General features: G+C 65.0%; 9 protein-coding genes. 8 read left to right on the top strand and 1 reads right to left on the bottom strand.

Features of this window, described 5'->3' with window-relative positions; all coding sequences use genetic code 11:
• Window positions 1–356 precede the first annotated feature (356 nt).
• The 6 genes from QD172_RS15170 to QD172_RS15145 all read left to right on the top strand — a co-directional run bounded on the left by QD172_RS15170 (window position 357) and on the right by QD172_RS15145 (window position 9,156).
• Window positions 357–1,952, top strand: a complete 1,596-nt coding sequence (locus tag QD172_RS15170) for a solute:sodium symporter family transporter (RefSeq protein WP_077379247.1) — start codon at window positions 357–359, stop codon at window positions 1,950–1,952.
• Window positions 1,953–2,386: 434 nt separating this feature from the next.
• Entirely contained in the window at window positions 2,387–3,979 is a 1,593-nt protein-coding gene (locus tag QD172_RS15165; protein ID WP_136938999.1) for a solute:sodium symporter family transporter, read from the top strand.
• A gap of 157 nt (window positions 3,980–4,136) precedes the next feature.
• A complete protein-coding gene (locus tag QD172_RS15160) occupies window positions 4,137–4,973 on the top strand; it encodes a DUF2927 domain-containing protein (RefSeq protein ID WP_279856191.1) in 837 nt (278 codons plus the stop codon).
• A 166-nt stretch (window positions 4,974–5,139) separates the two neighbouring features.
• Window positions 5,140–6,345 (top strand): MFS transporter, encoded by a 1,206-nt coding sequence (locus QD172_RS15155; protein WP_136939135.1) that lies wholly within the window; start codon window positions 5,140–5,142, stop codon window positions 6,343–6,345.
• A 121-nt stretch (window positions 6,346–6,466) separates the two neighbouring features.
• Complete coding sequence (locus QD172_RS15150; protein ID WP_279856190.1) at window positions 6,467–7,954, top strand: YcjX family protein; 1,488 nt, start codon at window positions 6,467–6,469, stop codon at window positions 7,952–7,954.
• Window positions 7,951–9,156, top strand: coding sequence for a TIGR01620 family protein (locus QD172_RS15145; protein ID WP_279856189.1), 1,206 nt, complete (start codon window positions 7,951–7,953; stop codon window positions 9,154–9,156). Before QD172_RS15150 ends, QD172_RS15145 begins: the two co-directional genes overlap by 4 nt.
• 100 nt (window positions 9,157–9,256) lie before the next feature.
• On the opposite strand, the gene QD172_RS15140 is transcribed toward QD172_RS15145, so the two are convergent.
• Window positions 9,257–10,378, bottom strand: a complete 1,122-nt coding sequence (locus tag QD172_RS15140; RefSeq protein WP_240499595.1) for an oxidoreductase — start codon at window positions 10,376–10,378, stop codon at window positions 9,257–9,259.
• Between the two features lie 406 nt (window positions 10,379–10,784).
• Between QD172_RS15140 and QD172_RS15135 the strand changes: the two genes are divergently transcribed.
• Window positions 10,785–11,450, top strand: a complete 666-nt coding sequence (locus tag QD172_RS15135; RefSeq protein WP_279856188.1) for an NAD(P)H-binding protein — start codon at window positions 10,785–10,787, stop codon at window positions 11,448–11,450.
• A gap of 172 nt (window positions 11,451–11,622) precedes the next feature.
• Window positions 11,623–13,569 carry an exoribonuclease II gene (locus QD172_RS15130; RefSeq protein ID WP_136939002.1) on the top strand — a complete coding sequence of 649 codons (1,947 nt, stop codon included), beginning with the start codon at window positions 11,623–11,625 and terminating at the stop codon, window positions 13,567–13,569.
• The last annotated feature ends 65 nt before the right edge of the window (window positions 13,570–13,634 follow it).

Below are 13,634 nucleotides of genomic sequence, written 5' to 3'. Positions count from 1 at the left end.
ATGCCCCGTGCACGACAGGATCCCGAGGGCGGATTCTCGAGTGAATGGGGCATTCGCCTGTCTGGGCCGCCTGTCGGGTGCCGCCTTCCCCAGAGCCACTCGAGAAGACCGCTGCGCCGGAAGAGGACATCCAGTCACGCTGCTATGTCTGCACGCTTCAGACAATTGGGGAAAAATGTCAGACAAATTGTCAATGGAGAGGTGAGCGCATTTCTCTGACACTGATCGGCACGCTGGTTGTCGATCACTGACCGCCTGCCTCGAGGTACCGCGCGCCAACGGTGAGGCAGGCCAATCGGGTGATGGCAACTGAGCAGGCAGGCCTCCGAGCCCTGTTGTTCAACAAGGATAACGCCATGAATGCCCTCACCCTGAGCTCCTTCGTGTTCTTCACGGGGCTGGTCGCCGTGATCACCTGGTGGCTGACCCGTCGTGACGACCATCGCCATTCCACCGGCTACTTTCTTGCCGGCCGCAGTCTGACCTTCCCGATCATCGCAGGCTCCCTGCTGATGACCAATCTCTCCACCGAGCAGATGGTGGGCCTGAACGGGGCCGCCTTCACCGATGGCCTCTCCGTGATGGCCTGGGAGGTGGTGGCCGTGGTCTCGCTGGTCGCGATGGCCATGTTCTTTCTGCCACGCTTCCTCAAGAGCGGTATCACTACCCTGCCGGAGCTGCTGGCACTGCGTTTCGATCGCACCACCCAGCTGCTGGCCAACCTGATCTTCATGCTGGCCTACGCCATCATCCTGCTGCCCAGCATCCTCTATTCCGGCGCCCTCGGCCTGATGGGCGTGCTGGATTTGCACGCCCTGACCGGCATCGATTCCCAGATGGTGCTGTTGACCGGCACCGTGATCGCCGTCGGCATCGCAGGGGCCATCTATGCCCTCTTCGGCGGTCTGCGCTCCATCGCCATCTCCGACACCCTGAACGGTATCGGGCTGCTGATCGGCGGCATGATCATCGTCTACTACGGGCTGGATCGGATCAGTGATGGCAACGGCATTCTCGCCGGGTGGGAGACACTCAAGGAGACCCACCCGGAGAAGCTCAATTCGCTGGGCGGTGATGACCAGTCGGTGCCGGTCTCGACCCTGTTCACCGGGGTGCTGCTGCTCAACATGTTCTACTGGTGTACCAACCAGCAGATCATCCAGCGTACCTTCGCCGCCAAGACATTGGCCGAAGGCCAGAAGGGGGTGCTGCTGACCGGCGCGCTCAAGCTGCTGGGCCCGCTGTACCTGGTACTGCCGGGCATCATCGCCTTCCAGCTCTACGCCGGTGATGGCATCAAGGCTGACGCCGCCTACGGTCGCCTGGTCTTCGACGTATTGCCTGCCCCGCTGACCGGCTTCTTCGCCGCGGCGATGGTCGGCGCGATCCTGTCGTCCTTCAACTCGGCGCTCAACTCCACCGCCACGCTGTTCAGTCTCGATGTCTACAAGGCACGCCTCAAGCCGGATGCCAGCGATGAAGAGGTGGTCAAGGCGTCCAAATGGGCGGGCTGGATCATGGCGGCCGCCGCGATGACCATCGCGCCGCTGCTGGCGACTCAGGAAAGCCTGTTCGTCTATATCCAGAAGGTGAACTCCATCTACTACATCCCGCTGCTGGCGGTGATCGTGGTCGGACTTCTCTCCAGGCGCGTGCCAGCCATCGCCGCCAATCTGGCGCTGGTGCTGGGCTGTGCGGTCATCGGCCTGTTCTACTTCGTGCCGGTGCTTTCCGAGCTGGTCGACAAGGTGCACAACTTCCACTTCATCGCCATCGTGCTGGTGCTGTTGATCGCCCTGATGCTGGTGATCGGCAAGCTGGCACCGCGTGCCGAGCCCTGGATCCAGCAGGATGTCGGTGCCATCGACATGACGCCCTGGGCTGGCACGCGCATCGCCAGCATCATTCTTCTCATACTGGTGATGATCATCTATCTGGCCTTCGCCGGCTGAGCACTGCATGACCTGACGGTGTCCCCCTGGCACGCCTGCGCCCCGTTCTCCTCGCCGAGACGGGGCGCTTGCGTTGCGCGGCAGGCCTCGCGTCACGGGTCTTACAAGGCGGGTCTTACAAGGCGGGTCTCACAAGGCGGCCTTACAAGGCGGGCCTGACACACGTTTCCTCTGCCCGCCATCACGCCGACAGGGGCGAGCCAAGCCCCGAAACCAACGTATGTTCTACAAATGGCGGATAGCAGGAACTCGGGAGATACCTACACTGTCGCCAGACTTGCCGCGAATGTTACCGGTGAGTCTCGTCACGGACGATGACACAGCTCGCTGTGTGCATTGCATCGATACTGCTGGACTGATCGCCGAATCGCCGCGCGGACCGAGTGCCCGTGAGCCAGACGTCGCGCCAGCCAGCATCAAGGAACCCTCCTCCCATGCACGCCCTTACCCTTGTTTCTTTCGTGTTCTTTACCGGCCTGGTCGCCGCCTTGACCTGGTGGTGGACACATCGCGATGACACCTCGCATTCCACCGGCTATTTTCTCGCCGGACGCAGTCTGACCTTCCCGCTGATCGCGGGCTCGCTGCTGATGACCAACCTGTCCACCGAACAGATGGTCGGTCTGAATGGCGCCGCCTTCACCGATGGTCTGTCGGTGATGGCCTGGGAGGTCATGGCGGTGCTGGCGATGGTGGTGATGGCGCTGTTCTTCCTGCCACGCTTCCTCAAGAGCGGCATCACCACCCTGCCGGAACTGCTGGCGCTGCGTTACGGGCGCAGCACCGAGCTGATCACCAACCTCATCTTCCTGTTCGCCTATGCGGTGATCCTGCTGCCGATCATCCTGTACTCCGGTGCCATCGGCCTGCAGGGCATGCTGGACCTGCCCTCGCTGACCGGGATCAGCTCTCCCAATGCACTGCTGTGGATGACCATCTGGGTGGTCGGCATCATCGGTGCCATCTATGCGCTGTTCGGTGGCATGCGCTCCATCGCCATCTCCGACACCCTGAACGGCGTGGGACTGTTGATCGGCGGCATGCTGATCGTCTGGTTCGGTCTCGATGCCGTGAGCGACGGCCAGGGCGTGATGGCTGGCTGGGACACGCTGACCGCCGCCAATCCCGAGAAATTCAATTCCATGGGCAGTGAAGACCAGTCGGTGCCCTTCTCGACCCTGTTCACCGGCGTGATGATCATCAACTTCTTCTACTGGTGTACCAATCAGCAGATCATCCAGCGCACCTTCGCCGCCAAGACCCTCGCCGAGGGCCAGAAAGGCGTGCTGCTGACCGGCGCGCTCAAGCTGCTGGGCCCGCTGTATCTGGTGATTCCCGGCATCATCGCCTATCACCTCTACGCCTCTTCCGGCGTCAAGGCCGACAGCGCCTACGGCCAGCTGGTGTTCGACGTGCTGCCCGCACCGCTGACCGGCTTCTTCGCCGCCGCGATGGTCGGGGCGATCCTGTCATCCTTCAACTCGGCGCTGAACGCCACCACCACGCTGTTCTCCACCGGCATCTACAAGGCGCACCTGCGCCGTGATGCCAGCGACGAGGAAGTGGTCAAGGTCTCCAAGGGCTTCGGCTGGGTGCTGGCGATCGCTTCCATGACCCTCGCGCCGCTGCTGGCCGGTCAGGAGAGCCTGTTCGGTTACCTGCAGAAGATGAATGCCATCTACTTCATCCCGATCTTCGCCGTGGTGCTGATGGGCCTGCTGACGCGTCGCGTGCCGACCATCGCCGCCAACTTGGCGCTGTTGATCGGTTGCAGCGTGATCGGCGTGGTCTACTTCGTGCCGGCCTTCTCCGGTGTGCTGGACGTGATCCACGAGTTCCACTTCGTCGGCCTGGTGTTCGTGCTGCTGATCGCGATGATGCTGATCATCGGCAAGCTGGCACCGCGTGACGAGCCGTGGATCCAGCAGGATGTCGGCGCCATCGACATGACCCCCTGGAAAGGTGCCAAGGTCTGTGCGCTGCTGCTGGTCGTGCTGGTGATCGCCATCTATCTGGCCTTCATCTGACCCGCGCCGTTTGCTGACTCGCCCCGCGAGCAGCACATCCGCCATGACACGAATGCCCCGCCCTGTCTCCCCGGACAGCCGGGGCATTCGTGCATTTGTGCATTTGCTGCACCGCTTTCAGGCATGCTGGACGAGTCGCTCATCACCGAGGCCTCCCATGTCCCGCTGTCGCCTGCGTAGCCGTCGTCCGCGCCTCAAGGTGCTGTCACTGTCGATCTCCCTGCTCGCCTCACTGATGTCGGTGCCTGTCAGCCAGGCCGCCGAGCGCTGGCAGCGCGCCGATGTGCTGACGGACAGCTTTCTGGAGGTGGCGCTCAAGCGTGAATACCAGCCCGGCAGCAGCGCCTCGCTCACCCGCTGGCAGGTGCCGATCACGGTCTGGCTCGATTCGCAGCTGGGTGACGCCCGCCTGCAACGCCAATTGAGCCAGGTCCAGTTTCGTCATCTCTCCGCCATCACCGGCCAGCCGCTGAGTTTCGTGTCCTCCGCCAGAGAGGCCAACCTGCGCATCGCTTTCATCGCCCGGGACCACATGACTCACGAGGCCGCCGCCTACGTCGGCAAGCAGCAAGCCAGCACACCGGGCATGCGCAAGGCACTGCGGGAAGGCGTGTGCCTGACGCTGTTCAAGACCGGGGCCGACCAGGCCATCGCCAGTGGGCTGATCCTGATTCCGGTCGACTACGCCCGCCAGAAGGCACGCCTGGTGGACTGCGTCGTCGAGGAAAGCGCCCAGCTGATGGGGCTGCCCAATGATTCGGACAGGGTGTTCCCCTCCATCTTCAGCGACGTCACGGTGGATCATTGGCTGAGTCCGCTGGATTACGTGCTGCTCAAGATGCTCTATGCCCCGGAGCTCTCCCCCGGCATGTCAGCCGAGCAGGTGCGCGCCGCGCTGCCTGCGGTCATCCAGCGTCTTGCCGAGCAGGGCGAGCTGTCACATGCTGTCCGGCGGGTGCGCAAAGGTAGCCTGCGGGAATGGGCGGGAGAGTAGGCATGCAAGTCATCACGCGCTCCGCCCCGGACTCCTCGATGCCTGACGGAGGATTGGAACGCCTGAGCGGAGCACAGGCATAATCAGGACAGGCGCACCAGGCGCCGCAATCCGTCGGAGCTGCGTCATCATGTCATCCTCATCCTCCACTGCCGGTCGGGCCCGCCTGCCGCTGGCCGTCACGCTGTTGTCGCTGTGCCAGGCCTTGCTGGTCAGCGGCAACATCCTGTTGATCGCGGTCTCGCCGCTGATCGGTGCCCAGCTTGCCTCGAGCAGCTGGTCGACCGCGCCGGTCGCGACCCAATGGCTGGGCCTGATGTGCGCCACCATCCCTGCCTCGCTGATCACCGCACGCCTCGGACGACGCCGCGGCTTCGTGCTCGGCAATCTGTGCGGGCTGGCAGGCGCGGGGCTGGCCGTGCTGGCGCTGCACCTGCAGCATTTCGGGCTGTTCCTGTTCTCCACCTGGCTGGTGGGCATCGGGATCGGCTTCGGCCAGCTGTATCGCTTCGCCGCCATGGAAGCCGCGCCCCCGGAGCAGCGGGAGCGCGCCATCGGGCTGGTGATGGGTGGCGGCGTGCTGGCAGCCTTCTTCGGCCCCTGGCTTGCCCGCACCAGTCATGCACTGGCCGACACGCCCTTCCTGGGCAGCTTTCTCGGGCTGGGGGCGCTGTATCTGGTGGCGTTGCTGCTGTTGGCCATCATTCGGCTGCCCAGCGAAGGCAGCGCCCAGTCGGACGGCGATGATGAACCCGAACCCGCGCGCCCGTTGGGCGTGATCCTGCGCCAACCGACCTTCCTGCTGGCCGTGCTCAGCGCGATGGTCGGCTATGGGGTGATGAACCTGGCGATGACGGCCACGCCACTGGCCATGGCCCATGCCGGACACGACTTCGATCACGTCGCCACCACCATCCAATGGCACGTGGTGGCGATGTTCCTGCCCTCCTTCTTCACCGGACGCCTGACCGCACGTTTCGGCACCGGCACCATGATCATCACCGGCTGCGCCTTCCTGCTGGCGAGCCTTGGCACCGCGCAGCTGCTGGCCGCCGGCTATCTGACCGGTACCCAGGGCTTCTTCCTCGGCCTCATCCTGCTCGGCATCGGCTGGAACTTCACCTTCCTGCCCGCCACCACGCTGCTGACCCGCTGTCATCGCCCCAACGAGAAGGCCCGCACCCAGGCCGCCAACGAGTTCCTCGTCTTCACCACAGGCGCGGTGACGGCACTGCTGGCCGGACCACTGGTCAGCACGCTGGGCTGGGCGTTGCTCAACCTGTTGTTGATCCCCGCCTGCCTGCTGCCCGTGGCACTGCTGGCATGGCGACAGCTTGCCTTGCGTACCGATCGCCCGCAGATACAGCACTGACGGCGAGCATCACGGCGCACGACGTCGGCCATTGGCCATTGCCGGATTCGCGTTCACCATCACCTGCCGATCTGCCGTCACGTCGTGTCGCCGCCTCGCCCCCACTGACAGGGAATGCCTGATGTTCAACACCATGACCCGCAACGCCCGCCAGCTTGCCCGCGAGGTGGGCCGCGAAGCCCATGACCTGCTGGAGCGCGGCCTCGATCGTCAGCTGCGTCTTGCCGTCACCGGTCTGTCCGGTGCCGGCAAGACGGCCTTTCTCGTCTCGCTGATCGAGCAGCTGCGCCACGCAGGGCTCGGCGCGCGTCTGGAGCTGTTGCCTGCCGCCCGAGATGGCCGTCTGCTCGGGGCAGAGCGTGTCAGTCAGCCGGATCTTTCCATCCCGCGCTTTCCGCTGGAAGCCGGCTTGCGCTCGCTGTCCGGCCAGCATTCGCCCCATGGCCCCGAATGGCCGACGCCGACCCGCAGCATCAGCGAGCTGCGTCTCAAGATCGGCTTTCGCCCCACCTCACGCGCCGCGCGCATGCTCGACAGCCAGCGCGCCACCCTGACACTGGACCTGATCGATTATCCCGGCGAATGGCTGCTGGACCTGCCGATGCTGGAGCAGGACTTCACCGCCTGGAGCAGCGAATGCGAGACGCAGCTGGCCGATGGGCGCGGCGACTGGGCGCATGACTGGATGGGCGCCATCGCGGGCCTGACGCCGGACAGCGAAGTGGATGAAGACCGCCTCGCCGAGATCGCGAGCCTGTATACCGACTATCTGCACGCCGCACGCCGCAAGGGGGGCTTCGTCGACCTGACACCGGGCCGCTTCCTGCTGCCGGGCGAGCTGGATGAGGCACCGGTGCTGCAATTCTTCCCGCTGCCGGGGCTTGGCGACTGGACAGCCGACGCCTTGGCCGCCTTGCCGGAAACCAGCCTGTATCGCACCCTGGCGCGGCGCTTCGATCACTATCGCCGCCGCGTGGTACGTCCCTTCTATCACGACCACTTCCGGCGCTTTGACCGCCAGATCGTGCTGATCGACGTGCTGGGTGCGCTGAATGCCGGCCCGGCACCCTTCCGCGACCTGAGCCGCGCGCTGGACAAGCTGTTCGACAGCTTCGCCTATGGCCGCCGTCACCTGCTGGCGCGCCTGATGGACCGTCGCATCGACCGCCTGGCCATCGCCGCCACCAAGGCCGACCACGTCACCCCCGAGCAGCATGGCGCGATGCGCGACCTGCTCGAGCAGCTGCTGGCGGGCCCGCTCAAACGCCTGCGCTATCGCGACGTGCCGCTCAAGGCCTTCACCATCGCCGCCATCTGCGCCAGTGAGGCGCGTGAAGTGGTCGAGAATGGTCAGCGTCATCCGGCGCTGGCGGGACACCTGCTCGGTGAGCACGAAGGGTCGAGCGACTCAGGCACGCAGGGTGCTGGCCGCGAGTCCGTGCTGCTGTTCCCGGGCGAGGTGCCCTCACGGTTGCCCGACCCGAATTTCTGGGCCGAAAGCCGCTTCGACTTCCCCCACTTCGCGCCGCCGCAGGTCGACGGCAAGGCACCACCTCACATTCGCATGGACGCCGTGCTCGACTGGCTGCTGGGAGACCACCTGAAATGACCACCGAATCCCGCCACCCGCGCCCGGGCAAACGCTTCACGAGTCCCGGTTCTGCCGACTCGGCGCGGGCCGATGCCACCTCGACGGCTTACGCCGAGCGCCCCACCGAGAGCGCGGCAGAGGCCCTGCGCGGCGCGCGCCACTTCTCGCCGGAGATGGAAAGCCAGCCACTGGCCGCGGCCGAACCGGAGCCCGCCACGCCGGGACTCGATGCAACGCTGAGCGCCAGGCCACGCCATCGTGGCCTCAAATGGCTGCTGCTCGGCACCCTGACACTCGGTGGTGTCGAGGCCGGCCATGCGCTGTATCAGGCGGCCATGGGCGGTGACCTGATCGCCGGGGCCTGGGGCCTGCTGGGGCTTGGTGCCATCGGGCTCGGCGCCCGCGCGCTGGGCAAGGAGCTCTTCCGACTGCGTCATCTGCGCAAGCACGTCGCGCTGCGTGCCGAGCTGGAAGAACATCAGCAGGATGATTTTGGCCAGGAGCGCTTTGGTCAAGGAGGCTTTGGCCAGAAAAGCTTTGGCCAGCGCGGTGATGCGCCGCTCACGACTGGCGAGGACTCGAACAAGGCAGGCGGCAAGGCCGACGGCCAGCAGGAAGACCTGCTCGAACAGCTGCGCCGTCAGATGAAGCTGGGCGAGGATGATGCCGGCGTGCGCGCCTGGCGCGCCGCCTGCGAAGCGCATCACTCCCCGTCGGAGCGCCGCGAGCTGTTCGCCTTCCATGTGCTGGGGCCGCGGGACCGTGAGGCGCGGCGCCTGATCTCGCGCATGAGCGGCGAGACGGCGGTGATGGTGGCGGTCTCGCCATTGACCTGGGTCGACATGAGCCTGGTGGCCTGGCGCGGACTGCGCATGATGGAGCGCCTGTCGCGCCTCTACGGACTGGAGCTGGGCTACGCCAGCCGTCTGCGCCTGTTCAAGGAGGTGCTGGCGTCGATGGCCTTCGCCGGCGCCAGTGAACTGGCCGCCGAGGCCAGCATGGATCTGCTGTCGATGAATCTGGCCGGCCGCCTCTCCACCAAGGCCGGACAGGGGCTGGGCAGTGGCCTGATGAACGCACGCCTGGGCCTGCGTGCCATGCGCCTGCTGCGCCCCATCCCCTTCCATACCGAGGAGGTACCGCGCATCGGCGAGCTGCGCGCGGAGCTGTTCTCGCGCATGCGCAAGGCCGACAAGGGCGAGGACGACGCCAACGCCTGAGCGCATCGCAGGCTGATCCTTGTCACTCTCTTGAAAGCAGAACGCGCGCCCCGAGTCATCGGGGCGCGCGTTTTCGTGAGTCATCTCACCGCCAACAGCCTCAGCCTTCGCTGGCGATCCCCGCTTCCAGCCATTTCATCACGCGCAGTGCCTCGTCGGCGGGCGTCGGGTTGGCACTGCCGGAACGGATGCAGTCGCGCAGCCGCGCATACCAGGCCGGGTAGTCGCCATCGCGGCCCTGGTGGATACCGGCGACCAGCACCTGCTCCCCATCGCCGGCCTCCCTTGCCGTCTCCAGCACCGTGAGCATGCCCGGGCGCGGGTCACGCCCCCATTGCTGCGCGAGCCGCTCGGCCTCGTCACGGGCCGGGAAGCTGCCGGCCTTGAGACATGCCTCCTGAGGATCGAGACCGAACGTCACGTAACTGCCGCGCGTGCCGTGGACGGCGAAACGTGCCGTCGGTGCGGCCGCCAAGGCACTGGCGTGCAGCTCGACCACCAGCGAGGGATAGATGGCATGTGAGGCATAGCTCAATACGGCATGGAAGAAATCATCGGTGACGGCTCCCTCGCGCTGGGTGCGACGTGTCAGCTGGATGCTGGCAGGCTCGCCGAACAGGCACAGCGCCTGATCCAGCAGGTGTGGCCCGAGGTCGTACCACAGGCCGCTGCCGGGCAGGGCCTGCTCACGCCAGCGGTCCGGCACGCTGGGGCGGAAGCGGTCGAAATGGGACTCCATGTGGGCGATGCGCCCCAGGGTACCGCCCTCGATCAGCTCGACCAGCGTCAGAAAATCGGCATCGAAGCGACGATTGTGGAACACCGCCAGCACCCGCTCTGCCTGCTCCGCCTCTCGGGCCAGCGCCTCACCCTCGGCCAGCGTGACGGTGAAGGGCTTGTCGACCACCACATGCTTGCCAGCCGCCAGCGCCGCACTCGCCAGGGGATAGTGGGTCTCGTTGGGCGTGGCGATGATGACGAGGTCGATGTCCTGACGCGCCAGCAGTGCCTCGGGAGTGGCTTCCACCTCGAGCTCGGGACGTTCGGCCTTGACCACCTCGGGACGCGAGGTCGAGAGCGCGACCAGCGCCAGGCCTTGCGTCGCCTCGATCAGTGGCGCATGGAAGGTACGTACCGCCATGCCATAACCGATCAGGCCGACGCGAATGGCGTTGCCTTGTGTCTGGGAGGGCGCGGCATCGGAATTCATCGTGGCGCTCATCGGACGTCCTTGTCTTTCATGCTGTCGTGGAGACCGAGAGCCGTGGGCTCTCGGGTGTTGTAGCGCCATCCTAGCAGGCTGCACGTCACGGCATAGCCCCGGCATGCGCCTTTAATACCGCAGTATTTATAAGCTAAGACTCATGTAGGTGTGTCGGCGCTCACGTCAGTCATGCGCGGCTTGCGAGTGCCGGCCTCGCGTGCGTGTGATCGGCTCTGTCCACTCCCCCCATCACATCTCTCATGGCCTTGCCTCCTGTCAGACTCCCGACGGCAGGACCACTTGAAGTTCACTCCGGCCGGCCGCAGGAAAGAAGGTATCCCGCCGAGTCATCGCTTGAGGATCGCTCTCTCGAGATGATAGCTCGGCCTGCTGCATTCGTTCCCCCGAACAAGGAGTCGCCAACATGCGCAAGACGCTCATCATCGGTGCCAATGGCAAGATCGGTCGTCAACTCTGCGAGAAGGCCCAGGCCGCCGGCGAACCCATCGTCGCCATGATCCGCTCGACGGACCAGCAGAACTGGTTCCATGAACGCGGCATTCCGACCGTCATGGGAGACCTGGAAGGCGAGATGCGCCAAGCATTCTATGGCTGTGACCAGGCAGTGTTCGTCGCGGGGTCCGGCCCGCATACCGGCCCTGACAAGACATTGACCATCGACCTGCACGGTGCCATGCGCACTGCGGAACTGGCCGCGGAATTCGGCCTCTCGCGGGTGATCCAGGTCAGCTCGATCCGCTCCGAGACCCCGCTGGCAGGCCCGGCGGCCATGCGTCCCTACTTCGCGGCCAAGAAGGCGGCGGATCTCTGCCTGGCCGAGAGCGGACTGCGCCACGTCATCGTCAAACCGGGCCGCCTCACCGAGGAAGCCGGCAACGGCAAGCTGACTCAGGACGCGGAGAAGTCCGACGAGATGCAGGTCTCACGCGCCAACGTGGCGGAATTCCTGCTGGGCATGATGCAGGCGCGCGAGATCGGAGGTCGCCATCGCAAGGCACCGGTCTTCACGCTGTTCGATGGTGATCAATCGGTCTCCAGCCTGCTGCAGGACGCTGCTGCCACGGTCTGAAGCCGCATCTGGCGCAAGCGACGCACCGCCACCGGCGGCGTCATCGCCACTCGTTCGGCCAGCTGCCGACGCCCGCACGCAGCCCGTGCGGGCGTCGGAGTCTCTGGCCGCTTTCCCCCCATGCGTCATGTCCGTATAGTGAGCCACTGACCCCGCCAACAGAACTTCCGAAATGCTGCAGAACAATTCGCTGCTGGCGCAGCTGAAAGATCAAATCCGCCAGGAAATTCCCCGTGTCACGGGGGTGATCAAAGGCACCGACAAGGGCTTCGGCTTCCTCGAGTGCGAGGATGGCGAGTCGTATTTCGTGCCGCCGCCCGCCATGAAGCAGGTGCTGCACGGTGATACCGTCGAAGCGACCGTCAAGGTCGAAGGCGAGAAGAAATCCGTACAGCCGGAAGTGCTGATCGAGACGGGTGTCGACCGCTTCGTCGCTCGTGTCGGCAAGCGTGACGGTCGCCTCAACGTGATGCCGGATCACCCGTCCATCAACACGCGCATGAAAGCGCGCGTGAAGCGCGGCATCAATGAGGAAAGCCTCAATGATGGCGACTGGGTCGTGGCTCGTCTGCTGCGTCACCCGATGCGCAAGGATGACCGCAGCTTCTTCGCCCAGATCGAGGAAGTCATCGCCGAGGTGGACAACCCGCGCGTGCCGTGGCGTGTCACCCTGGCGCGTCACGCGCTGGAACAGGCCTCTCCGGAGGGCGGCAACGACTGGCCGCTGCTGGAGGAAGGTCTGACCCGCGAAGACATGACTCACGTACCCTTCTTCACCATCGATGGTGAGAAGACCCGTGACATGGATGACGCCCTGCACATCGTCGAGCGCCCGGAAGGCGGCTGGACCCTGAGCATCGCCATCGCTGACCCGACCGCCTATGTGCCGGAAGGCAGCCGCGTGGACGAAGAGGCGCGCACGCGCTCCTTCACCGTCTACCTGCCGAGCCAGAACGTCACCATGCTGCCGGAAATCCTGGCCGATGACCTGTGCTCGCTGAAGGAAGGTGAAGACCGTCCGACGCTGATGTGCATCGTCGACATCGACACCGACGGCGTGATCGGTGAGCCGAAGTTCTTCGCGGCCACCATGCGCTCGCATCACCGCCTGACCTACGACAACGTCTCTGACTGGATCGAAGGCCAGGAAGGCAGCTGGAAGCCGGAAACCGAGGAGCTGGCCGAAGGCCTGCGTCAGCTGGAAGCCTTCACTCAGGCGCGTATCGCCTGGCGTGCACGCAACTCCCAGATCTTCCGCGAGCGTCCGGACTTCGAATTCGAGCTGGATGAGGAAGGCAACGTGCTCAACGTGCGTGCCGACCATCGCCGCATCAGCAATCGCATGATCGAAGAATCCATGATCACCGCGAACCTGAGCTGCGCACGTCTGCTCTCCAAGCACATCGGTCACGGCATCTTCAACGTGCACCAGGGCTTTGCACCGGAGAAGTACGACGACACCATCGAATTCCTGGCCACCCAGGAGATCACCGCGACGCCGGAACAGCTGGGCAGCCTGGAAGGCTATCGCCTGCTGCGCCAGGAGCTGGACAGCCGCGAGGATACCTGGCTGGACGTGCGCATGCGTCGCTTCCAGGGCTACACCGTGATGTCTGCCCAGCCGGGCCCGCATTTCGGTCTGGGTCTCGAGGCCTATGCCACCTGGACTTCCCCGATCCGCAAGTACGGCGACATGGTCAACCATCGCCTGATCAAGCGCGTGATTCTGGGTCAGGATGCTCCGGCCGAAGCCACCGAGCAGCTGACCGAACACCTCAGTGAACGTCGTCGTCTCAACCGCATGGCTGAGCGCGACGTCAAGGACTGGCTCTACGTGCGTTACCTGACCAAGGCCGCCGAAGAGCAGCAGGTCTTCACTGGCGAGATCATCGACATCCGCCGCGGTGGCATGCGTGTGCGCCTGGAAGAGAATGGCGCCAGCGTCTTCATTCCGGCACCGCTGATCCACACTGATCGCAAGAAGGTCGCGATCGATGACAAGGAAGGCCGTGTGCGCATCGAAGACGAGCTGCGTTACTCACTGGGCGACATCATCAAGGTCTCCTTGACCGAAGCCCGTGAAGAACGTCGTTCACTGGTGGGTCGTCCGGCCGAATAAGCCGCGACCTGCTCACCGCCGTCTGACAGGATGGCGGCACCCCACGCCCCGGAGCGCTCTGCGCC

Origin of the sequence: Cobetia sp. 10Alg 146, from assembly GCF_029846385.1 — a bacterium.
GTDB classification, from domain to species: Bacteria; Pseudomonadota; Gammaproteobacteria; order Pseudomonadales; family Halomonadaceae; genus Cobetia; species Cobetia marina.
This window is presented reverse-complemented; position numbering and strand designations above follow the sequence as displayed.

What these genes read in the sequence shown, in the direction of transcription:
- QD172_RS15130 (WP_136939002.1), top strand. Translation starts at nt 11,623, where the DNA reads ATGCTGCAGAACAATTCGCTGCTGGCGCAGCTGAAAGATCAAATCCGC.
- QD172_RS15160 (WP_279856191.1), top strand. Translation starts at nt 4,137, where the DNA reads ATGTCCCGCTGTCGCCTGCGTAGCCGTCGTCCGCGCCTCAAGGTGCTG.
- QD172_RS15145 (WP_279856189.1), top strand. Translation starts at nt 7,951, where the DNA reads ATGACCACCGAATCCCGCCACCCGCGCCCGGGCAAACGCTTCACGAGT.
- QD172_RS15140 (WP_240499595.1), bottom strand. Translation starts at nt 10,378, where the DNA reads ATGAGCGCCACGATGAATTCCGATGCCGCGCCCTCCCAGACACAAGGC.
- QD172_RS15150 (WP_279856190.1), top strand. Translation starts at nt 6,467, where the DNA reads ATGTTCAACACCATGACCCGCAACGCCCGCCAGCTTGCCCGCGAGGTG.
- QD172_RS15165 (WP_136938999.1), top strand. Translation starts at nt 2,387, where the DNA reads ATGCACGCCCTTACCCTTGTTTCTTTCGTGTTCTTTACCGGCCTGGTC.
- QD172_RS15170 (WP_077379247.1), top strand. Translation starts at nt 357, where the DNA reads ATGAATGCCCTCACCCTGAGCTCCTTCGTGTTCTTCACGGGGCTGGTC.
- QD172_RS15135 (WP_279856188.1), top strand. Translation starts at nt 10,785, where the DNA reads ATGCGCAAGACGCTCATCATCGGTGCCAATGGCAAGATCGGTCGTCAA.